18 protein-coding genes are annotated in these 21,091 nt (G+C 63.8%); 9 read left to right on the forward strand and 9 right to left on the reverse strand.

The annotated features are described in order from the left end of the window. Positions 1-20 precede the first annotated feature (20 nt). Together IFU00_19915 and IFU00_19920 are read left to right on the forward strand one after the other, a co-directional pair. On the forward strand, positions 21-2,594 hold the full coding sequence (locus IFU00_19915; GenBank protein ID MBD8544546.1) for a circularly permuted type 2 ATP-grasp protein: 2,574 nt from the start codon (positions 21-23) through the stop codon (positions 2,592-2,594). Then, positions 2,591-3,526 (forward strand): transglutaminase family protein, encoded by a 936-nt coding sequence (locus IFU00_19920; GenBank protein MBD8544547.1) that lies wholly within the window; start codon positions 2,591-2,593, stop codon positions 3,524-3,526. The genes IFU00_19915 and IFU00_19920 overlap by 4 nt, the downstream gene beginning before the upstream one ends. Positions 3,527-3,794: 268 nt before the next feature. On the opposite strand, the gene IFU00_19925 is transcribed toward IFU00_19920, so the two are convergent. Next, complete coding sequence (locus IFU00_19925; protein ID MBD8544548.1) at positions 3,795-4,625, reverse strand: lectin ESA-2; 831 nt, start codon at positions 4,623-4,625, stop codon at positions 3,795-3,797. A 294-nt stretch (positions 4,626-4,919) separates the two neighbouring features. Here IFU00_19925 and IFU00_19930 point away from each other — a divergent pair, with 294 nt between their 5' ends. Further along, positions 4,920-6,278 (forward strand): diguanylate cyclase, encoded by a 1,359-nt coding sequence (locus IFU00_19930; GenBank protein ID MBD8544549.1) that lies wholly within the window; start codon positions 4,920-4,922, stop codon positions 6,276-6,278. Here IFU00_19930 and IFU00_19935 read toward each other — a convergent pair. Next, positions 6,266-6,946 (reverse strand): hypothetical protein, encoded by a 681-nt coding sequence (locus IFU00_19935; protein MBD8544550.1) that lies wholly within the window; start codon positions 6,944-6,946, stop codon positions 6,266-6,268. The genes IFU00_19930 and IFU00_19935 overlap by 13 nt on opposite strands. A 121-nt stretch (positions 6,947-7,067) precedes the next feature. Here IFU00_19935 and IFU00_19940 point away from each other — a divergent pair, with 121 nt between their 5' ends. Both IFU00_19940 and IFU00_19945 read left to right on the forward strand, forming a co-directional pair. Beyond that, positions 7,068-7,997 carry a hypothetical protein gene (locus tag IFU00_19940; protein MBD8544551.1) on the forward strand — a complete coding sequence of 310 codons (930 nt, stop codon included), beginning with the start codon at positions 7,068-7,070 and terminating at the stop codon, positions 7,995-7,997. Positions 7,998-8,104: 107 nt separating this feature from the next. Then, positions 8,105-8,836 (forward strand): HAD family hydrolase, encoded by a 732-nt coding sequence (locus tag IFU00_19945; protein ID MBD8544552.1) that lies wholly within the window; start codon positions 8,105-8,107, stop codon positions 8,834-8,836. On the opposite strand, the gene IFU00_19950 is transcribed toward IFU00_19945, so the two are convergent. The 6 genes from IFU00_19950 to IFU00_19975 all read right to left on the reverse strand — a co-directional run bounded on the left by IFU00_19950 (position 8,785) and on the right by IFU00_19975 (position 16,028). Further along, the gene (locus tag IFU00_19950; protein ID MBD8544553.1) at positions 8,785-9,252 is read right to left on the reverse strand and encodes a hypothetical protein; all 468 of its coding nucleotides are present in this window, start codon (positions 9,250-9,252) and stop codon (positions 8,785-8,787) included. The genes IFU00_19945 and IFU00_19950 overlap by 52 nt on opposite strands. Beyond that, positions 9,245-10,399: a galactosyldiacylglycerol synthase gene (locus tag IFU00_19955; GenBank protein ID MBD8544554.1), complete on the reverse strand. Its 1,155-nt coding sequence runs from the start codon at positions 10,397-10,399 to the stop codon at positions 9,245-9,247. The genes IFU00_19950 and IFU00_19955 overlap by 8 nt, the downstream gene beginning before the upstream one ends. A 160-nt stretch (positions 10,400-10,559) precedes the next feature. Continuing rightward, positions 10,560-12,347, reverse strand: coding sequence for a glycoside hydrolase family 15 protein (locus IFU00_19960; GenBank protein ID MBD8544555.1), 1,788 nt, complete (start codon positions 12,345-12,347; stop codon positions 10,560-10,562). A 67-nt stretch (positions 12,348-12,414) separates the two neighbouring features. After that, the gene (gene otsB / locus IFU00_19965) at positions 12,415-13,194 is read right to left on the reverse strand and encodes a trehalose-phosphatase (protein ID MBD8544556.1); all 780 of its coding nucleotides are present in this window, start codon (positions 13,192-13,194) and stop codon (positions 12,415-12,417) included. After that, complete coding sequence (locus IFU00_19970; GenBank protein MBD8544557.1) at positions 13,191-15,479, reverse strand: trehalose-6-phosphate synthase; 2,289 nt, start codon at positions 15,477-15,479, stop codon at positions 13,191-13,193. Before IFU00_19970 ends, otsB begins: the two co-directional genes overlap by 4 nt. Positions 15,480-15,608: 129 nt before the next feature. Next, on the reverse strand, positions 15,609-16,028 hold the full coding sequence (locus tag IFU00_19975; protein ID MBD8544558.1) for an Rrf2 family transcriptional regulator: 420 nt from the start codon (positions 16,026-16,028) through the stop codon (positions 15,609-15,611). Positions 16,029-16,140: 112 nt separating this feature from the next. On the opposite strand from IFU00_19975, the gene IFU00_19980 reads away from it, so the two are divergent. Further along, a complete protein-coding gene (locus IFU00_19980; GenBank protein ID MBD8544559.1) occupies positions 16,141-17,139 on the forward strand; it encodes an alpha/beta hydrolase in 999 nt (332 codons plus the stop codon). Here IFU00_19980 and IFU00_19985 read toward each other — a convergent pair. Further along, positions 17,136-17,585, reverse strand: coding sequence for a hypothetical protein (locus IFU00_19985; GenBank protein MBD8544560.1), 450 nt, complete (start codon positions 17,583-17,585; stop codon positions 17,136-17,138). The two genes, IFU00_19980 and IFU00_19985, sit on opposite strands and share 4 nt — an antisense overlap. A 430-nt stretch (positions 17,586-18,015) precedes the next feature. On the opposite strand from IFU00_19985, the gene IFU00_19990 reads away from it, so the two are divergent. The 3 genes from IFU00_19990 (at position 18,016) to IFU00_20000 (ending at position 20,617) form a co-directional block, all read left to right on the forward strand. Then, a complete protein-coding gene (locus tag IFU00_19990) occupies positions 18,016-18,636 on the forward strand; it encodes a PEP-CTERM sorting domain-containing protein (protein ID MBD8544561.1) in 621 nt (206 codons plus the stop codon). Between the two features lie 80 nt (positions 18,637-18,716). Continuing rightward, positions 18,717-19,127 carry a hypothetical protein gene (locus IFU00_19995; GenBank protein ID MBD8544562.1) on the forward strand — a complete coding sequence of 137 codons (411 nt, stop codon included), beginning with the start codon at positions 18,717-18,719 and terminating at the stop codon, positions 19,125-19,127. 2 nt (positions 19,128-19,129) lie between these two features. Further along, the gene (locus IFU00_20000) at positions 19,130-20,617 is read left to right on the forward strand and encodes a peptidase (protein ID MBD8544563.1); all 1,488 of its coding nucleotides are present in this window, start codon (positions 19,130-19,132) and stop codon (positions 20,615-20,617) included. Positions 20,618-21,091 lie beyond the last annotated feature (474 nt).

The following is a 21,091-nucleotide window of genomic DNA, read 5'->3' on the forward strand; positions in this document are numbered from 1 at the left end:
AACCGTAAAGCTGCACGCCAATGCCCAATCAACTGCTTGCCCACTATCTGGCCGCGCCGGATGGTTTCGATGAAATGCTGGGCGCCGACAAGGCGCCGCGCGCGCACTGGCGTGCGATGCTTGCCAACCTGGAGCATGAAGCACCGGACATGATGCGCCAGCGTCTGGAGATGGTGCAGCGCCAGGTACGTGAAAACGGCGTCAGCTACAACGTGCTGGCCGACGCCGGCACCAGGCCGCGCCAGTGGGACCTGAACGTGCTGCCCCTGATCCTGCCGCACGAGGAATGGAGCGGCATCGAAGCGGCAGTGATCCAGCGCGCCACCCTGCTCAACAAGATCCTGGGTGACGTGTATGGCGAGCAGGCGATGCTGCGCGAAGGCTTGCTGCCGTCGGCGCTGATCCATGGCCACGCGGGCTTTCTGCGCCCGTGCCACGGCATGCGCCACCATGACGACGTGGCGCTGCATTTCTATGCGGTCGACCTGGCGCGCGCGCCCGACGGCCGCTGGTGGGTGATGGCCGACCGCACGCAGGCGCCGTCGGGCGCCGGCTACGCACTCGAAAACCGGTCGATCATCGCTCCTACCTTCCCCGACCTGCTGCGCGAACTGAAGGTGCAGCCGGTGTCGCCGTTCTTCCGCACCATGCACGACAGCCTGGTGCACTGGGGCCGGCTGTGTGCGGCCCATGGCGACAAGCCGGCGCCGCTGCGCGAAGGCGAAATGCCGCTGATCGTGCTGCTCACGCCTGGCCCGCGCAGCGAAAGCTATTACGAGCAGGCCTATCTGGCGCGCTACCTGGGCCTGACGCTGGTCGAAGGGGGCGACCTGACGGTGCGCGACGGCGTCGTCTTCATCAAGACGCTGGCCGGGCTGCACCGGGTGCATGTGATCATGCGCCGGGTCGACGACGAATCGTGCGATCCGCTCGAGCTGCAAAATTCGCTGCTCGGCGTGGCCGGCCTGACCCAGGCCGCCATGCGCGGCAATGTGGTGGTGGCCAACAGCCTCGGTTCGAGCCTGCTCGAGTCTGGCGCCCTGCTCGGCTTCCTGCCGGCGCTGTCCAAGCGCCTGCTGGGCGAGCCGCTCAAGATGCCCTCGGTGGCGACCTGGTGGTGCGGTGAACCGGCCGCGCTCGAAACGGTGATCACCAGACTCGATCGCCTGGTGATCAAACCGAGTGGCGCGATGCCTTTCCAGCCGGCCGTGTTCGGCCAGGATCTCGACGGCGAGGCGCGCGCAGCGTTCATTGCCAATCTGCGCGCCAATCCCAACCATTACATCGCGCAGGAACTGGTGCGCCTGTCGCAGGCACCGGTGTGGAAGGATGGCCGCGCGCCCGGCCTGCAGGCGCGCGCGGTGGGTCTGCGCGTGTTTGCCTGCGCCACGCCGAATGGCTATGTCGTGATGCCGGGCGGCCTGACCCGCGTGGCCACCGGACCCGACGCGCGCGTGCTGACGATGCAGATGGGCGGCGCCAGCAAGGACACCTGGGTCCAGGCGCGCGCCCGCGTCGACACGCATCGCCTGCAAAAAAGCAGCATCACGGGTGAAGACCTGGTGCGCGAAGACAGCAACCTGTCGAGCCGCGTGGCCGAAAACCTGCTGTGGTTCGGGCGCCATGCCGAACGCAGCGACAATATCTGCCGCCTGCTGCGGGTCGCGCTCAATATCCTGTTCAATGTGCGCTTCGACCAGCGCGGCGCCGAGTGGCCGACCGTCGAGGCGCTGTGCATCTGGTTCGGTTTGCTGGATCCGCAGCGCAAGCCGGCAGCACCCGCCGTTACGGGATCAAGCAAGTTGCCGGGCACTGCCAGCGCCCTGCCGGCCCCGATCTTCACCGACGCCGAGATCGAATCGGCGCTGCTGCTGGCGGTGGTGTCGCCTGCCGTTCCGGGCCTGGCGCGCCAGCAGCAGCAGTTGCACCGGATCGCCGGCCAGCTGCACGAGCGCTTCTCGGTCGACAACTGGCGCGCCCTGAACCGCATGGTGCAGCCGGTCGCGCCGCCTGGCGAGCGGCCGTCGCAGTCGGGCGTCATGACGATTCTCGACGATGCCGCCGCGGCACTGATGACGCTGGCCGGCTTTGCCCTCGACGGCATGGTGCGCGACCTCGGCTGGCGCTTCATGTCGATCGGCCGGCGCCTGGAGCGCCTGCAGTTCCAGGCGGTCGTGCTGCAGCGCGCACTGGCGATGGATGAAAACGGTAATCTCGACTGGGTGCTCGAACTGTCCGACAGCATCATCACCTACCGCGCCCGCTACCGCGCCCAGCCCGAGTGGCTGCCGGTGCTCGACCTGCTGCTGCTGGACGAAACCAACCCGCGCTCGATCGTGTTCCAGTTGAACGGCATCATCGGCACGCTGGGCAAGGTCACGCAGGCCCAGGGCGCCGGGGGCCTGGACCTGTTGGCACCACTGAAGGCCGAACTGACCGCGCTCGACCCGGGCGTCGACCTGAAGCATGGCAACGCGCTGCTCAGCGACCTGCTCAGCCGTATCGGGCAGGCCAGCGCGGCCTTGTCCGAACAGATCGGCGTCCAGTTTTTCAGCTATACCGCCAACGGCCGGCAAAGGAACCGTACCTCATGACCGATTTGCTGCCGGGCGCCGTGGGCGCCGACGTGATTGCCCGCTATCGCGTGGTGCACGAGACGCGCTACAAGTACAACAGCATGGTGACGCTGTCGCAGCAATACCTGCACCTGACGCCGCGCTCGTTCGCGTGCCAGCAGACCGAGTCGCACCTGATCTGGCTCGACCCGGTGATCAACGACAGCAACGAGGGCGTCGATTACTTCGGCAACATCACGCGCCACGTGGCGCTGACCGTGCCGCATGACAGCCTGCTGGTGCACGCCGAATCGACGGTCTCGCTGCGCCCGCGCTACACGCTGGCGCAGATCGCCGGCACGTTGTCGTGGGAATCCGTGCGCGACATGATGGACAAGGAAAAAAGCGCAGCCACGCTGGAAGCCTGCCGCTACCTGTATGCGTCGCCCCATGTCGCGCTGTTCCCGGAACTGGAAGCCTATGCGCGCGAGAGCTACGTCCCGGGCCGCCCGCAGCTCGACGCAGCGCTCGACCTGACGCACCGGATCTTCGACGACTTCGAATTCGACAGCAAGGCCACCGACATCTCGACGCCGCTCGACCAGGTGCTGCGCGGCCGGCGCGGCGTGTGCCAGGATTTCGCGCAGCTGATGATCGGCTGCCTGCGCAGCATCGGCCTGCCGGCGCGCTATGTCAGCGGCTACATCCTGACGCACCCGCCGGAAGGCAAGCCGCGCCTGATCGGGGCCGATGCCTCGCACGCGTGGGTCTCGGTGTTCTGCCCGGCGCTGGGCTGGGTCGATTTCGATCCGACCAACCGCTGTCTCGTGCAGCATGAGCACATCACGCTAGGCTGGGGCCGCGACTTCAGCGACGTGACGCCGATGCGCGGCATCGTGCTGGGTGGCGGCAAACAGGAGCTCGACGTGCAGGTGACAGTGACGCCGCTGCCGCTGCCCGGCGCGGCATGACGCCAGGATCACAACCAGCACAGCCGGGGTCAGGTCTGACATTTGGACACGGACTCTTCCTTGATGTCTTCGCTTGGGATTTTATAGATAGATTTTTGTCGAGCTCGTGTCTGAATGTCAGACCTGACCCCGATTGTATTGTCGAGCTCGTGTCCGAATGTCAGACCTGACCCCGATTGTGGGTGACGGTAATGATGCTGCCCGGCGCGGCGTGATGTGAGCAAGGCAGCGGCCATGCCCCCTGGTGGGGATGGCCGCTGCAGGGTCTTTACATCGGCAATTCCGTACCGCGGTAGCCGATCACGCCTTCGCCGCTGTAGGTCATGCCGCCATGCAGGTTGTTACCCTGGTTGCCGGACGTGACATTGAGCGCCACGCTGTGCTGGCCGGCGCGGCAGCCGATCAGCCAGATACCGCCCGGATGCCATGCGGACGACGTGTCGCCCCACTGGTTTTCGACCTGGTAGTTGTTGCCGGCGACCGCCGTGGCGCGCACGCGGATGGGGCCTTCGCCCGCATACGTCATGGTGCCGGTCAGGGTCTTGCCGCCATCGGTCGACGTCAGGTCGACCGCGAGCACGGCCTGGTCGCGGCAACCGAGCACCGAGATGCCGCCCTGGTGCCAGGGCGCGAACCCGCCGCCCCACTGGTTTTCGACAGCGTACACGGCACCATCGCTCGTCTGGCTCTGGAAGCCGATCGGGCCTTCGCCGCTGTAGGTCATCGTCCCCTTCAGCGTGGCGCCGTTGTCGCCCGATTCGACATGGATGGCGACCACGCTCTGGCCAGGGCGGCAGCCGATCACCCACGTCCCGCCCGGATGCCATGGCGCCGACGAACCGCCCCACTGGTTTTCGACGATGTATGTGTTGCTCTGGGTCAGAGTGGCGCGAAAGCCGATAGCGCCTTCGCCTGCGTATTTCATTTGTCCGGTGAGCGTTTTGCCGTTGTCGCTCGACGTGAGGTCGAGCGCCACCACGTGCTGGCCGGGCCGTGCGCCAATGATCCACATGCCGCCTTCATGCCACTGCGCGGAGGTCCCGCCCCACTGGTTCTGCACGTGATGCAGATTGTTCGTGGCCTTGCTTGTTTTGGACATGCCTGACTCCTTCTTGATCTGCGCAGCAGAACGGCGCTGCCCCGGTGGTGCGCAGGCTGGCTGCGCCTGGCGACTCTGTCGATGATGTATTTTTGAGGGAGAAAAATATCTCTAGCGAACTTTATTTTGCGCTATTCAGCCGGCCAAATTACTGTCAGATGAGCAAGTTTTTTTAAAACGGAATACTCCTACGGGTGTGCTTCCTTGTTTCCCAAAAGCGCATCCTGTATGCATGACATCGCGCCCGAACTGATGGACCAGATTTTCAGATCAAATGTCATTTAGAATATGTTCATGGAATACACTGTGGGCGCCCCGATTGCCAACTTCACGGACTTGCTGCTCGACGCCGTCTGCATGGTCGACGCCGGCGGCCGGTTCGTCTACGTCAGTGCCGCCTGTGTCAACATTTTCGGCTATACGCAGCAGGAAATGATTGGCATGACCATGATCGACCTGGTCGCACCGGCCGACCGCGCGCGCACGCTCGCTGTGGCGCAAGAGGTCATGAATGGCCAGGTCCATACCAACTTTGAAAACCGTTATGTGCGCAAGAATGGCGACATCGTGCATATCATGTGGTCGGCGCGCTGGTCCGAGGCCGATCAGCTGCGCGTGGCCGTTGCGCGCGACGTAACTGCCCTGAAGCAGGCGCAGGCGATGCAGTCGGTGCTGTACGCGATTTCAGAAGCGGCCCATGCAAGCGATGACCTGGCCGACCTGTTCGAGCGCAGCCACGCCATCGTCCACGAGTTCCTGCCGGCCTGCTGCTTTGCGGTCGCCTTGTGCGATACGGCCGGCCAGGACATCGACTTCGCCTACCTCGTGGACGACGGCGCCCCGTGCGATGCAGCGCTGATGCCGCTGCTGTGCGAGGCAGTAGCGCAGTGCGCTGCGCCACTGCTGCTTGCCCCCGGCGCACAGTCCGTCCTGCCGGCGCCCTTGCAGGCAGCAGCGGCGAGCCTGGCAGGCGGCGCACTGGCCGTACCGATGACCACGACCGACGGCGTCGTTGGCGTCATCGCGCTGCGCAACGGCCCGGATGACGCCCCATACCGGACGCAGGACCGCGATTTGCTGGTGTTCGTGGCCGATCAGCTCGCCGCGGCCATCGGACGCAAGCAACTGCATGCGCAACTACGTTTCATGGCCCTGCATGACGAGCTGACCCGCCTGCCAAACCGGCGCCTGTTCCACGACCGCCTCGACACCGCGCTCGCGCATGCCCGCCGCCAGCAGGAACGCCTGGCGCTGCTGTTCCTTGACTTGAACCGCTTCAAGCAGGTCAACGACAACTTTGGTCACGCCTGTGGCGACCGCTTGCTGCAGGAGGTCGCGCGCCGTGTCTCGGCCTGCCTGCGCAACAGCGATACGCTGGCCCGCCTGGGCGGCGATGAATTCGTCGTCTTGTTGGAAGACATCGTGCTGGCGGCCGATGCGGGGCTGGTCCTGGACAAGATCCACCAGGCGCTGGCGGCGCCTGTCGATCTGGGCGACGGGCACCGGCTGCAGATTTCCGTCAGCGTCGGTGTCGCGCACTATCCCGAGCATGGGAGTACTCGTGAAGAACTCATCGCGCATGCCGACAAGGCGATGTATGCCGCCAAGGCGGCCTCACCGCTTGCCGGATCAGGGGCGCATCAGCCGGCCTGATCGGCATCCCTGCGGCCCAGGCCCGGCGCCATCCCCATGGCCATGCCACCGCCGCCGCCATCGGCATTGCCGCCGCCATTGCCACCGCCCCGGTTACCGCCCGCCTCGCCCTTGCCACGCGCCGCGCCGCCCTGGGTGCGCGTCGGCCCCTGCAGCGGAATCAGCACATCGGCCGGCATCGGCCCCAGGTCCAGTGCGCTGCGGATGAAACCGCGCAGGCTGATCACCAGGTCCGCCGTGTGGATCGGCCGGCCGGCTGCCATGTCGGCCGCGGCCTGCCCCGCCAGCCGGCAATGCTCTTCGGTCCCCAGCAGCAGGATGTCCGCCAGCGCGGCCTCGACCGCGTCGCGCATGCGGCGTGACCGCTCGGAGCTGAAGGTTTCCTCGGCCACTGCCAGGCCGCCCTCCCCGGCCCGGGCGCGCTCATGCAGGTCGCGCAAATGGGTCGGGTCGACCGTCAGCTGGCCCGTGAACGAGCCGCCCAGCGTGCGGTAGGCTGCGATCAGCGTCTTGAGCCGCTCGTTGATCTGGCGGTTCATGCGCTCGCGCCGCTGCTGGATCGTCTGCATGATGATGAGGCGGATACCCACGCCCAGCAAGGTGATGACGGCAAGTCCGATGATGGTCGTCATCGCCCCTTGCCACGAACTGAAATCCATTGAGCGCATGCTTGCCTCGGCAAAGTCTGAAGGATGCCAGTGTAACGATTCGTCGTTCGTCACATGCGGGTCAGCAGTGCGTGTGTGAGACTATCGTCTCGTGACACAACCGCTTCCCGGGAGATGAACGATGACGATCAAGCATGTATTCATTGTCGGCGTCGCAAAATGCGGCACCACGGCGCTGTCGGAATGGATGGTCGTCAACGGCCTGGCCGAAGACCGCGTGCCGGGCGAAAAAGAGCCCTATCTGTATGCAAACGACGAGCCACACGCGGCGCGTTCGCGCAGGGCCAGTCTGCCGCTGCTCGATGCCAGCGCCGGGTATGCCTTCGATCCGGCCACCGTGCAGCGCCTGCCGCAGCACGACACGCGCCTGGTCCTGTGCCTGCGCAACCAGTTTGAGCGGATGTGGAGCTTCTACAAGATGTTCAAACTCGACTCGCTGGGCGGGGACCAGGCACGGGACTATTTTTCATCGTATCAATCCGAACACAGCGGGACAGGCCGCGCGCCGCGTGAGGCCAGCACCTTTTCGGCGACCGTGATCCGTATCTGCCAGGCCTACTTTCCAAGGCGTTTGCATCTGATCGTTGAAGGCTATGCGCGGCACGAACTGGAACATCTTTGCACGCATACCTTCATGCAGCGCATCGAGTACGAATTCGCGTTCTACCTGTCGCGCAAACAATTCCCTTTTTTCTCCATCATTTCCAACAGCTTTTACTACACCCCGCTGCGCACGCTGCTGGAACGCTACCTGCCGTCCGACCTGTCCGTCATCTGCGTCAGCCGGCTTGACGATGCCGACGCGCGCCGCCGTTTCGTCGACGCCGTATTCGAGAGATCGGTCGACACGCCGCCCGTTCCCGTCGTCTTCAGCAGCACCGACATTGCCATCGACGAAGCACGGCCCGATTTCAACGACCGTGCATTCGACACGCTGCGCGCCTGCCTGCGGTACGACCTGGTTCAGGCACGGGGCCTGATCGCCACGACATGCCTGGGCGACAGCCTGCTGGACCATGCAGAACTGGACCGTTACCTCGCGGCCACGTAACGCGCACGTTGTCATACCCCTGTCATGACAGCATCCGATGATGGTGCACAGTGGTCACCGGCAGGGTTGACAGGCCGGTCCGGTCAACGGCATCGGGAGCGCTACACATGTACAACAGCGATAAACGGCTTCTCATTCTCGACGCGGATGGCACCACCATCGATGCATTTTCCGCGATCGCCATGGCCTTCAACCAGCACGGCTGCGTGCTCGGCGCCGAAACGGCATTCCAGAAACGGCACCACCTGCTCAAGTACGTGGGCGGCCTGAAACAATTCCCGTCGATTATCAAGAAAAACCTGCGCAAGAACAGCCGCGCCAAACTGGTCGACACGCTGACCGACATCTACCGGCAAGAAGCCCGGCTGTATGACGGGATCCCCGACCTGATCCGCGAACTGATCGCCGCGCCCGGCATCACGGTGGGCATCGTCACGCGCAACATCACGATCGAGCCCCTGGAAACGCTGCGCCAGCTGTTCCTGCGCCACGATATCGATATCGGCGCACTGGATTTTCTGGAACATATTCCACTCAAGGACAAGAAGACGGCGTCGTTTCGGGCCGTACGCGAGCGCTTCGGCGTCAATCCGGCGCGCGGCTATATCTGCGGCGACGAGCACAAGGATTTCACGGCGGCGGCCCATACCGGCATGCACCCGTTCATGGTCTCGTACGGGTTCGAAGACTACGATCGCCTGACGAACAAGTTTGCCATTCCACCGGAACTGATTTCGCGCACGTCGGGCGAGTTATGCGATCGCGTGCGCCATGCACTGGACCTGGTTCAGGCGCCGTACCAGAACAGCACCGCGCTGATGGCGCCGAACAACCAGTAATCGATCGGCGCACCCAGCGCCCAGCGCTTGTGCCACGCCACGTGGACCTGCTTGAAGCGGCGCCAGCCGAAGGCCGGATTGATGACGAACCACAGATAATCCTCGACGATCCAGAACAGCATGATCGATGCCATCACGGTCGCCTCGAGCTGCCACGACCACTGGCCCATGAAGAACAGCGGGAAGTGAAACACCAGTCCGATGAACGAAAACATCCACAGGTGGTAGCCCGTCAGTGCGCGCCCGCCCCAGAAGATGTCGAGCAGCAGATGCTCCTCGATACGCCAGGTCGGCAGATTCGCCGCCCAGCCGGCCTCGCCTTCGATTTCCACTTCCACGCGCGCGAACAAATAGGCCAGGGCCAGCACGGCGCACACGGTTGCCACGAGCCTGGCGCCATCGGCCAATTCAAACATGAGCGACATCACTTTTGCGGGCGGCTTGCACCAGAACGGTTTCGACGACGTGGCGCGCAGCCTGCGGACGGCCAAGGGCGCGAGCACAGGCAGCCATCCCGGCCAGTTTTTCCGGGTGCGCCATCAGGTAGCGGATGCGGTAGTCGAGCGTGGCCAGGTCGACCGCCTTGAGCGCGGCGCCGTGCTCGAGCAGATAATTGGCGTTGTGTTCTTCCTGGCCAGGGATCGGCGCGTTGACGATCATCGGCACGCCCATCGCCAGGCATTCGGCCGTGGTCGCGCCGCCCGGCTTGGTGATCACTAGGTCGGCGCACGCCATCAGGCGCTCGACGCGGTCCGTGTAGCCCTGGGGCGCCAGCCGGCCCGGAAAGCGCACGGCCAGCCGCTGCAGCGCGGCCAGTTCGGCGGCGTTCTTGCCGGCCAGCGCGATCAGCTGAAAATTGCCTGGAATCGCCAGCAACTGCTGCGCCACGCGGTGCAAGCCGCCCAGGCCGGCACCCCCGCCCATCAGCAGAAAAGTCGGCAGCGCCGGATTCAGGCCCAGTGCTCTGGCGCAGTCGGCGCGATCGTGGGTGAGGGAAAACGCCGGCATCGTGGGAATACCGGCGACGTAGATGGCATGCGCGGCGACGCCCTGCTCGTGCATGCGAAACGCCACTTCGTCGTTGGCGGCAAAATAGCCGGTGACGTGCGGCTGCAGCCACATGCGGTGCAGGTCGAAATCGGTCACTTGTACCCAGAGCGGGCACGTGAGTTTTCCGGCGGCGATCTGCTGCGACAGTACTTCGGCCGGCTGGAAATGGGTGCAGATGATCGCGTCGGGTTTCAGCGCCGCGATTTCATCGGTCAGCATGCGGCACGCATGCCGTTCGATCCGGCGCCGCAGTCGGCTGGTCAAGCCATCCGGGCTGGCCGCATCGGTCCAGCGGTAGATGTAGCGCCACAGGCCCGGCGCGCGGGTGATCAGGCGCAGATAAAACTCGGTGTAGACCTTGCGCAGCAGCGGCGTGGCAAACGCCATCGCATCCAGGTGGATAACAGTGGCGTCGGGATGGTCGGCTGCGGCGCAGGCGCGGATGGCCTCGGCGACCCGGGTGTGGCCGGCGCCAGCCGGGACGCTGAGCAGGACGATGGTCTTGCCGGCCATGCTGCGTTGGAGTTCGCCCTCTTTCACGAGGGGCGCTTTCCGGCCTGCGCCAACGCTGCCGTCCGGTCAGGCGAAGATTTCTGCTTCATGCACACTCCATCGCAACGTGATGCGACGAAGTGTGAAGGCCGATTATGACCCGGCCATGACGACTACGCAGTTACACGACGCTGTTCCACGGCTTGGAGAGGCGCATCGCGCAATTGATCAGGCCAACCATCGAATACGTCTGCGGGAAATTACCCCACATTTCGCCCGTGTCCGGATGCGTGTCTTCCGACAGCAGGCCCAGGTGATTGCGCGCCGCCAGCATCGCCTCGAACACAGCGCGTGCTTCGTCCTCGCGCCCGATCCGCGCCAGCGCATCGATGCGCCAGAACGTGCAGATATTGAAGGCCGTTTCGGGCTTGCCAAAGTCGTCCGGCGCTTCATAGCGGCGCATGTACGGGCCGTCGCACAGCGATTTTTCCAGCGCGTCGACCGTGGCGACAAAGCGCGGATCCATCGGATCGATGAAGTTGATCTCGGCCATCAGGAGCACGCTGGCATCAAGGTCGCGCCCGCCCAGGCTTTCGGCAAACGCCTGGCGCTCTTCGCTCCACGCTTCGGTCAACAGGCGATTGCGGATGATTTCCGCGCGTTCGCCCCAGAACGTCGCGCGCTCGGGCAAGTCCAGTTCTTCGGCGATCTTGGCCAGGCGGTCACACGCTGCCCAGTTCATCAGCACCGACGAGGTGTGCACGCGGGCGCGCGTGCGCAGCTCCCACATGCCGGCGTCCGGCTCGTCGTACAGACGGAATGCCTGTTCACCCACGGCCTCGAGTTGCACGAACTCGGCATGCCCCGCACGGCGGAACAGGCGGTGATCGAAGAATGCCTGCGCCGCGCCGAGCACGATATTGCCGTACACGTCGTGCTGGAAGTGCTCCTGTGCCTGGTTGCCCACACGGACCGGCCCGTTGTTGCGGTAGCCGGGCAGGTGCTCGATGATCGACTCGGGCAGCTCTTCTTCCAGGCCAATGCCGTACAGCGGCTGGATATGCCCGCCCTTGGCGCGCGCCACGACATTGCTCAGCCAGCGCAGATAGTCTTCCATCGTGCCGACTTCCGACAGGCTGTTCAGGGCCCGGATCACGAAGAACGCATCGCGCAGCCAGCAATAGCGGTAATCCCAGTTGCGCTCGCTCCCCGGTGCTTCCGGGATGCTGGTCGTCATCGCGGCGATGATCGCGCCGGTGTCTTCGTACAGCGACAGCTTCAGCGTGATCGCGGCGCGGATGACCACGTCCTGCCATTCGAGCGGCAGCGCCAGGCGGCGCGACCAGGTGCGCCAGTACGAAATCGTCTCGAGCTCGAAGCGGTGCGCGGTGTCCTTGATGCCGTCAGCCAGCGTTTCGTCCGGCCCCAGCATGAAGTTCAGCGGCCGGTCGAGCAGGAAGAACGACTCGGACATCACATAATTAAGCGACGCGTCCGTGTTCAGGCGCAGCGTCTGGTCGGGACCGACGTAGCGGATGTGGTGGCTGCCCTGGGTGATCTCGGGCGCCTTGGCGCCGTACTCGAAGCGCGGCCGCATGATCACGCGCACGCGCACGCCGCTGCCCAACGGCCGCACGCGGCGCACCAGCATCAGCGGGCGGAACATGCGGTCACGGCTCAAAAATCGCGGCGCGAAGTCGGTGATCTCGATGCCGTTGCCGCCGCTGTCGAACAGGCGCGTGCGCAGCACCGCCGTGTTCGGTTCATACACCTGCTCGCTGCGGGCGAAGTCTTCCAGCTCGACGCTCCACAGACTGCCTTTCTCGCTCGGGTCGAGCAAGGCATTGAAGACCGGGTCGCCGTCAAAGCGCGGCAGGCAGCACCAGACCATCCGGCCCATGCGGTCGACCAGGGCGCTGAAAGCGCAATTGCCGATCACGCCGCAATCGAGCGAACCGGTAGGGTCAATGGTGCCCCGTGCTTCGAGGGCATTCGGTAATGCGGTGCCTGTGCTCATGGTCGACTCGTGGGAATCATCATTCATGGGGTATGTCCTTTCCAATGGTTGGCGCGGCGGCCGCTTGCGACAGTACGATGCGCAATTGTTCCGCCGACGCGATACGGCACTGGGCCACGGTGGGGCCCGGGCCGACCTTCAGGCCGATCCCGCCAATACTTTGTACTTGTGCAAAACCTGCTTCGTCGGTCGTGTCGTCGCCGATGAACAGGGGCCGGTAACCGGCGAACGGCGCGTCGGCCAGGAAGTCGCGGATCGCCGTGCCCTTGCTGACGGCGTTCGACTTGACCTCGACGATCATCTTGCCTTCCATCAGCAACAGGCCCGGGCTGGCGTCCACCGCCACGCGCATCGCGTCGGTGCACAGCGCCTGCAGCTCGGGCGCCTGGCGGAAATGCAGCGCCAGCGCGCCGTGTTTTTCTTCGACCCACAGGTCGGGATGACGCGCCGCCAGCCCCTGCGCGGCCTGGCGCACCAGGTCGAAGTCGGGTGGCGTCAGGCGGCGCACGACGCCATCCACGCCGCGTCGCTCCATGCCATGCACGCCGGCTGCAGGGAACGTCAGCGGCGCCAGCAATTTGTCGAGCTCGTTGATGGGCCGGCCCGACACGAGGGCCAACCGCCCGTTCAGGCGCGTCTGCAGCAGCGGCAGCGCGGCGTGCAGCATGTCGGTGACGATCACCTGGTCGGGCAACGGCGCGATGTCCACCAGCGTGCCGTCGAAGTCGAGAAACAGCGCGCAATCGGGCGCAGCCAGCAGGTCGAGTGCGGCCTGCAGGTTGTCATTGTCAGTGATCATGCTTCCCCCCTGCGCACGCGATCCTGGCTGAGCGAGACGATGCGCGACTTGACGCGCTCGCGCTGGCGCAGGCGCGCTGCATCCTGCAGCATGCGCCCGGCCCAGCGATACACGTTGAAGTCGCGCACCCGGCGGCGCATGCTGCGCATCCGTTCGCGCTGCTCGTCGCGCGGCATGCGCAGCGCCTGATACAGCGCTTCGGCGCCTTCTTCGATGTGGTAGGGATTGACGATCAGCGCTTCATGCAGCTCGCGCGCCGCGCCGGTGAACTGGCTCAGGATCAGCGCGCCGCCTTCGTCGTCGCGGGCAGCGATGAATTCCTTGGCCACCAGGTTCATGCCGTCGTGCAGACTGGTCACGCTGCAGACGTCCGACGCGCGGAAGTACGTGCGCAACTGGCGCTGTTCGTGATGCTCGGTTTTCAGCACGATCGGCAGGTAGGTACCGCTGGCGTAGCGGTCATTGATCCGCTGCGCCAGGCCGCGCACGCGCGTTTCCAGGTTCTGGTATTCGTCCAGCGACGAGCGGGTGGGCGCGGCGATCTGCACGAACGTGAATTTGCCGATCATTTCCGGATACAGTTCGAACATGCGCTCGACTGCTTCGAAGCGTTCCACGATGCCCTTGGTGTAGTCGAGCCGGTCGACGCCGATGCCCAGCAACTGATCCGCCGGCAGCGACAGCGCCTGGCGGATCTCGGCGCGGCAGGCGGCGATATCGGGTTCGCCCGGGATCTCGTCGGGCCAGGCGATGGAGATCGGATACGGTTTTACTTGCGTCAGCTGGTTGCCGTAGCTGACGGTCGAGGCTTCGTCCTCGATGCGGGTTTCCAGGTAGCGGTCGACCGTGTCGAGGAAATTCTTGCGGTGGAACGGCGTGTGGAAGCCCAGGATCGTGCTGCCCAGCATGCCGTCGAGGATTTCTTCGCGCCATGGGCAAATGCCGAACGATTCCGGATTTGGCCATGGGATGTGCCAGAACGTGATGATGGTTGCCTTTGGCAGCACCGCGCGCACCATGCGCGGCAGCAGCGCGAAGTGATAATCCTGTACCAGCACGACCGGGTTGTCGGAGCGCGCTTCGGCGATCACGGCGTCGGCAAAGCGCTGGTTCACGCGCACGTACTCGGCCCAGTCGGTCGAGCGGAACACGGGGCGCACGTGGGCGATATGGCACAGCGGCCACAGGCCTTCGTTGGCAAAGCCATAGTAATAGCCCTGCTCTTCTTCTTTCGACAGCCAGACGCGGCGCAGCGTATAGCTCGGGTTATCGGGCGGGACCGGCACGTGGTCGTTGGCGTCGACCGTCTCGCGGTCGGCCGAACCGGCGCCGTGCGCGATCCAGGTACCGGAGCAGGCACGCATCACGGCCTCTACCGCCGTGACCAGGCCACTGGCCGGACGCTGCACTTTCACGCCGTCGGGTGTGGCCACGTGGATGTAGGGTTCGCGGTTCGACACCACGAGGATCTGGTCGCCGGCCAGGTCCTGATTCAGCAGCAGCTTCAGCGTTTCCGGGCTCCAGGTCGTTGACTCGACCGGACTGGCGGCCAGCTCGCGCTGGTAATCGTTGAGCATGGCGCGAAACTCGCTGGCCAGCGGCGCCATGTCGCCTTCGACCGGCGCCGCCTGGGCCGCACCGCGGCGTGGCGAGCGCGGCAGCAGTTCGCCGCGCAGCATTTCGCGCATGCCGGCCACCCAGCCATGCCAGCTCAGGTGGGCGATGATCACGGTGATCATCGAAATCGCGCCAGCCATCAGCACGAACAGGCCAAGGATGTATTTCTTGGTGTCGGCGCTGCGGCGCTCGATGAAGCTCATGTCCTGTACCAGCACCAGGCGGCCGGCTGACACGCCATCCTGCATCAGTTCGCGCGTGGAGACGTGGACCGGACCCTCTGCCAGGCGCACGACCGGGTTGGACGTCGCGCCATCCTCCTCGCTGCTGATCTGCCCCTCACGGCAACCGAGCGTGGCCGGATAGGTCGAGGTCTTGTACAGCAGCATCCCGTCGGTCGAGCACAGGGCCAGCGCATACAGGCGCTCGTCCTGGATCGCGCGCTCGAATGCGTCGTTAATGCGTTCACCGGTACCGTCTTCGAGATACGTCAGCAACGGTTGTTGCAGCGTGCTCGATACCAGGCGCGAGCGTGTGTCCAGGTCACGCACGAACCAGCGCTGGGTGAGGTTTTCCATCCATGGAATGGCGAAATACCCGAATAGCGCCAGCACAAGGGCAAGCGGAACGATGAACCGCAGGGACAATTGAATGGATCTGAAGCGCATGAAGCTCTTTCAATGGGACGAAGACGCCGACCGATTGATTATAGCTATCTAAAAATTATCTTGTCGCTATGGCATGCAACGGTGTCGAACGGGGCGGGATTGGCTGGCAAATCCCGCGGCCATCATGTATCACGTTGGTATGACGATCTGGTCGGCGATCGCAGCGAGCGTGATGCCGCGCATACGCTCGAGCATGAACGCTTCTGTTGCCCCGAACAGCGCACCTAGTTCGCCGACCACGGCATGTTCGACCGGGCACACCGGGTGATCGACGGCGGCAGCGATGGCGATTGCCCGCGGCGAGCCAAGTGCCTCATGAACATCGAGGATCGTGATGCTGCCGATGTCCCGCTGTAGCGACCAGCCGCCACCGGCACCGCCATCCGAACTCACCAGGCCGGCCTGTTTGAGCGAACCCATGGTGCGTCGCACGACGACGGGATTGGTATTGAGCATCAGCGCGATCGTGTCGGACGTCGTCCTGCCACCGCGTTTGCTCATGTGAATCAGCACATGCAGCATGCGTGACAGTCTGGCGTCGTATCTCATTATTACTCCACATAACAATTTCAAAAATCCGTAACACATGATGTTACGCCACTTGACCCCACCCAATCCGAAACATATGATGTTACGCATCGACTGAACAATGGAGGGCAGCATGCGACGCAACTCGGCTAAGGTCAATGGCATCACCGTGTCTTATCTGGAGGCGGGCAAGGGGCCAACCCTGCTGCTCTGCCACGGTTTTCCGGAAACGGGCGACGCATGGCGCGCGCAGATCCCGGTACTCGCCGCGGCTGGGTACCGTGTGCTGGCGCCGGATCTGCGTGGGTTTGGCGCGTCATCGGCGCCACTGGCAATCGATGTTTATACGGTGTTTCATGCGGTGGGCGACCTGATCGGCCTGCTCGATACATTGTCGATCGAACGCGCCATCGTCGTCGGTGCGGACTGGGGCGCGACGATCGCGTGGCAACTGGCCCTGATGCGGCCGGACCGCATCGCAGGTATCGTGGCCCTGGGCGTGCCGATGATGGCGCGCTCGCCCATCCCACCCACCGGTCTGTTTCCCCGCACGGATGACGCACTCTTCTACACGCTGTATTTCCAGGAACCCGGGATTGCAGAGCAGGAACTCGAGCGCGACATCCCGGCCACCCTGCGCAAGATCTATTACGGCGCGTCGGGCGACGCCGGCCCGCGCTGTGCAGGCGACGGCACACCCAATCCGTTCGGCATGGTCGCGCCCGCGCGCGGCATGCTCCCCGACCTGCCCGACCCCGCCCAGGTGCCCGACTGGCTGGCATCCGGCCTGGATACTGCGGTTGCAGCCTTCGGGCAGGCCGGATTCCGTGGCGCCCTGAACTATTACCGCAACCTGGACCGCAACTGGCAGTTGCAAGGCAGCCTCGATGGCATGCAGGTCAGCGTCCCTGCCCTGTTTGCCGTCGGATCGCGCGATCCGGGCATGGCGATACCGGGCATGGACCGCATCATTGCCGATATGCCCAGGCTGGTGCCGCAATTGCACGACACCGTGACCGTCGACGGCGCGGGTCACTGGCTGCACCGGGAGCGGCCCGGCATCGTGAACGAGGTGATCCTGTCATTCGCTGACACGCTCCGGGCCGATACGGCGACCTGGACGCCGGCTTAATCCGGCACGCGCCTCATGACGAACTCGGCGCGTGGCCTGGCGTGTCGCTCCAGGCGGTAAGTGAGCACGGCGCCGTCCTCACTGACAGTCACAGTCCACAAATTGGTGTCGGCGCCGGGAACCAGCCGGGCAGTATAAGCGTCTGCCAGGAATGCCTGCGAGCGCGCAGTGCCGCCGGGCTGCGCCATGCCGCCGTACATCGTTACCCTGTCTGGCGTGCCGTCAGCGTGACGATGGTCATGGCGCAATTCCAGCCCTGCTGCCGGGCGCGTGAAAATCCACGTGCGCGAGCGATCTTCGCCAACTTTGACCGGCATGCGCACATCGGCCGGGTTGCAGATGACTTCAGTCGAGATGGTCTTGTTGGCGAACTCGTTGTTCGGATCGACCGCATAGGTCTGGCCGCCCTCGAAGCGCTGCCCGCACATGGTTCTGAGTGTGGCCATGAAGCTGTCGCCGTCAGAGGGCGCCGGAACAGCAGCACAACCAGCCAGCAGGCAGGTGAGCGCCAGTGAAGGAAAAAGAAGATGCATCGTGGTCCCGCTCCAGAAAAATCACTGTAAACACAGCATGCTGCGGCACTGCCAAATCGTCAATAAAACCTACTCAATGGCAACAAAATAGCGTCATGCCGCAAATTGAAAAATAAAGTGTCGTTATTTATGTGACAAGCGTATGAAATTTGTCGGAAAATCTTACAATTAATTACTGAATTTTCATTTCGAAAAATATTCCTTATAGAAATCAACGCCTTGTTTTGCTGGCACGTAATATGCATTGACTCCCATGGTCGTCGAATAATCGTTACGACATCCGATACAGGGGCTGTGACACGAATGCGGCCCCGTTCATCGTACACACTTGGAGCGCAATAGAATGAAGAACGCATTACTCGCATTGCTGGTTTCCGGAATGATGGCTTCGGCATCCGCCGCGGTCGTAGTCAATGAAGGTTTTGACAATGTCAACACGCTCCAGAGCAAGGGCTGGATCGTGGACAACAAGAGCGCTCCACTTGGTACTCTCAATTGGTTCCAGGGCGATCAAACGAAATTCGATGCCCAAAGCGGCGCACCGGAATCGTTCGTCGCCACCAGTTTCAACAGCGGTGTCGACGGCGGCACACTCAACAACTGGCTGTACACCCCTGAATTCTCGACCGTGCTCGGCGTAACCGTCTCGTTCTGGCTGCGGGCAGTCGACGAAGAAGGCTTCAGCGACAAGTTCGCGTTTGGTTTTGTCGACACTGACGGTATCGGATTTGACCTGGTCCCGAGCTTCACCGTTGGCAAGAACGGCTGGACGCAATACACGGCCTGGATCGGCCCACGCGAGGGCTCTGCCCGCTTCGGCTTCCAATACACCGGCGAAACGGCCGAGTCGAACTATGTCGGCCTCGACTCCGTCATCGTCGACGTGCCTGAACCGTCGAGCATCCTGATTCTGGCCGCTGGCGCCATGGGCCTGGTTGCCGCACGTCGCCGCAAACGCGCCTGAGCGCGCCACGCCACGTTGTCCGCCGAAGCACACTGCGCTTCGCACCTTTTGCATCGAACAGGTTTTTCCAGGAGAGTGTCATGTTCCAGAAACAACAAACCGGCCTGCGCGCGCTGCGCGCCGCCGGCATTGCCTTTGCCCTGATGGGTTTCGCCGGCCAGTCCGCCATTGCCCAGGAAGCACCGGTCGTCTCGAATGAGTCCCTGACCGTCGTGCGCGATGCCGAAACCGGCAAGCTGCGCGGCGCCACCCCTGCCGAAGCAGTCGCGCTGAAAGCGCAGTCCGTCAGGGCCTACGCGCGCATCGCACCGAAAGCAACCCTGCAGAAATCCCACAGCAGCGGCGCGCGCGGCGCCCGTCTGACCGACGAATTCATGACCACGTCAGTGGCAGTTCGTAACGCCGACGGCAGCATTACCGTTACGCACGGCGACACCCAGAATGCCGATTCGACCGGCCACGTTCACACCATTACGCCTGTCACGGAGTAATCATGCGCACCCCATCCTTCTCGCTCACCGCCGCACGCACCGTACTGGCCACCGCCAGCATCCTGACCTGCATCGCCGCGCAAGCTGCAACCATCACCATCCAGAGCCGCGATCCAGCCGGCTTCGGCTTCAACGATGCCACCCCTGTGGCACCGGTTGGCGGCAATAATGGCACGACGCTCGGCCAGCAACGCATGAACGTGTACCGCCACGTTGCCGATATCTGGGAGCGCAATCTCCAGAGCAACGTGACGATCACCGTGTCAGCCGGCTGGGAAGCACTGAACTGCACTGCCACCTCGGCCACGCTGGGCAGCGCCGGCGCATGGAATATCTGGAATAATTTCCCAGGCGGCAAGAAAAACACCTGGTATCCGGCAGCACTGGCCAACAAGCTGGCCGGCGTCAACCTGACTGCAGGCATTCCTGACGACGGCACGGGCTACGGCAACGTCGACATCAAGACCCAGTTCAACGTCAACCTCGGTCAGCCGAACTGCCTCGCAGGCAGCAGCTTCTACCTGGGCCTGGACGGCAATGCCAGCGGCCAGGTGAACTTTGCAGCAACCCTGCTGCACGAACTGGGCCACGGCCTGGGCTTCTCGGTCGTCAGCGTGCAGACCTCGACTGGTTTCCGCATCAATGCGGCGGGCTCGGCGTATGTGTCCGAAGGCGGCCTGCCAAGCGTCTGGGAAGAGTTCATGTACGACAACACAGCCAAGAAGAGCTGGCTGAACATGACGTCGTCCGAACGCCGCGCCTCGGCGATCAACCCGTTGGGCCTGGCCTGGACCGGTGCCAACTCGGTTGCCGGCGCCAGCATCCTGCGCGGCACGCCACTGCTGAAATCAGCCGGCCCGGGCAGCACCATCCCGACGATGGAATTCAATGCATCATCCTTCGGCCCGGTTGCACCAACCTCCGGCAAGCTTGGCGTGCTGACCACGATTACGCCTCAGGCTGGTGAAATCGGGCCTGGATGCTCACCATTCGATGCAGCCAATACCGCAGCGGTCCGCGGCAAGGTACCGATCATCAATCGCGGCGCCTGCGCTTTTGCCCTCAAGGTCAAGAATGCACAGAACGCCGGTGCGATCGGCGTCGTGCTGGCTAACAACGCGGCAGGCCCGCTCGTTCCAGGTGGCACCGATGCCAGCGTCACCATCCCGTCGGTGGGTATCACGCAAGCGGAAGGCGAACTGCTGAAAGCGGCCGTGGCCGCCGCCAAGCCATACGGCTCGCGTGCACAAGCCGGTGCGGTCACTGCAACGTTTGCCGTTGACAACACCCGCAAGGCTGGCGCCGATGCCTTTGGTCGTCCGCTGCTGTACACCCCAGCCACGCTGGCACCGGGTTCGTCGGTCTCGCACTGGGACGTGACGGCATCGCCAAACCTGCTGATGGAGCCAAGCATCAATTCGGACCTGACCCTGTCGGTGTCGCCACCGCAGGATCTGACGCTGCCACTGCTGAAGGATATCGGCTGGTAATCGTTGGATAAAACGCTTCACGGCGCCAGGCGTCGTGAAGCGTGCAAATAAAAACGCCACCTTACAAGGTGGCGTTTTTATTTGCTGCGAACGTTCGTCGATCAGAAGATCAGGTACAGGATGACCAGTACAACGACCGGGATGCCCAGGAGCCAGCCAATGAAAAATTTACCCATGATAGTGTTCCTTCCGTGTTTGCAGTGTCGATGGATCCATCTTGCACCCTGCAGTCTCCCCGTTCAGTACGCTACTGCACGTCCACCAGCAAATTGATCCACTTGGTATCCGGCACCTCACCAGGCGCGCACGGCAGGAACGCGGTGCGACGTGGATTTTTTGACAGGGCTATACTAAATCATCACTTGTCGCCAGGCAGGGGGCGCGGTCCGATGCTGTGTATCGTTCGTGGCCACCACTGTCGGCGATGGCCTTCGTGCGCATCGCGCCAGCCGGGGCCCAGGCTCCGCAGCGCCA

This window comes from Oxalobacteraceae sp. CFBP 8761, from assembly GCA_014841595.1.
GTDB lineage: Bacteria > Pseudomonadota > Gammaproteobacteria > Burkholderiales > Burkholderiaceae_D > Telluria.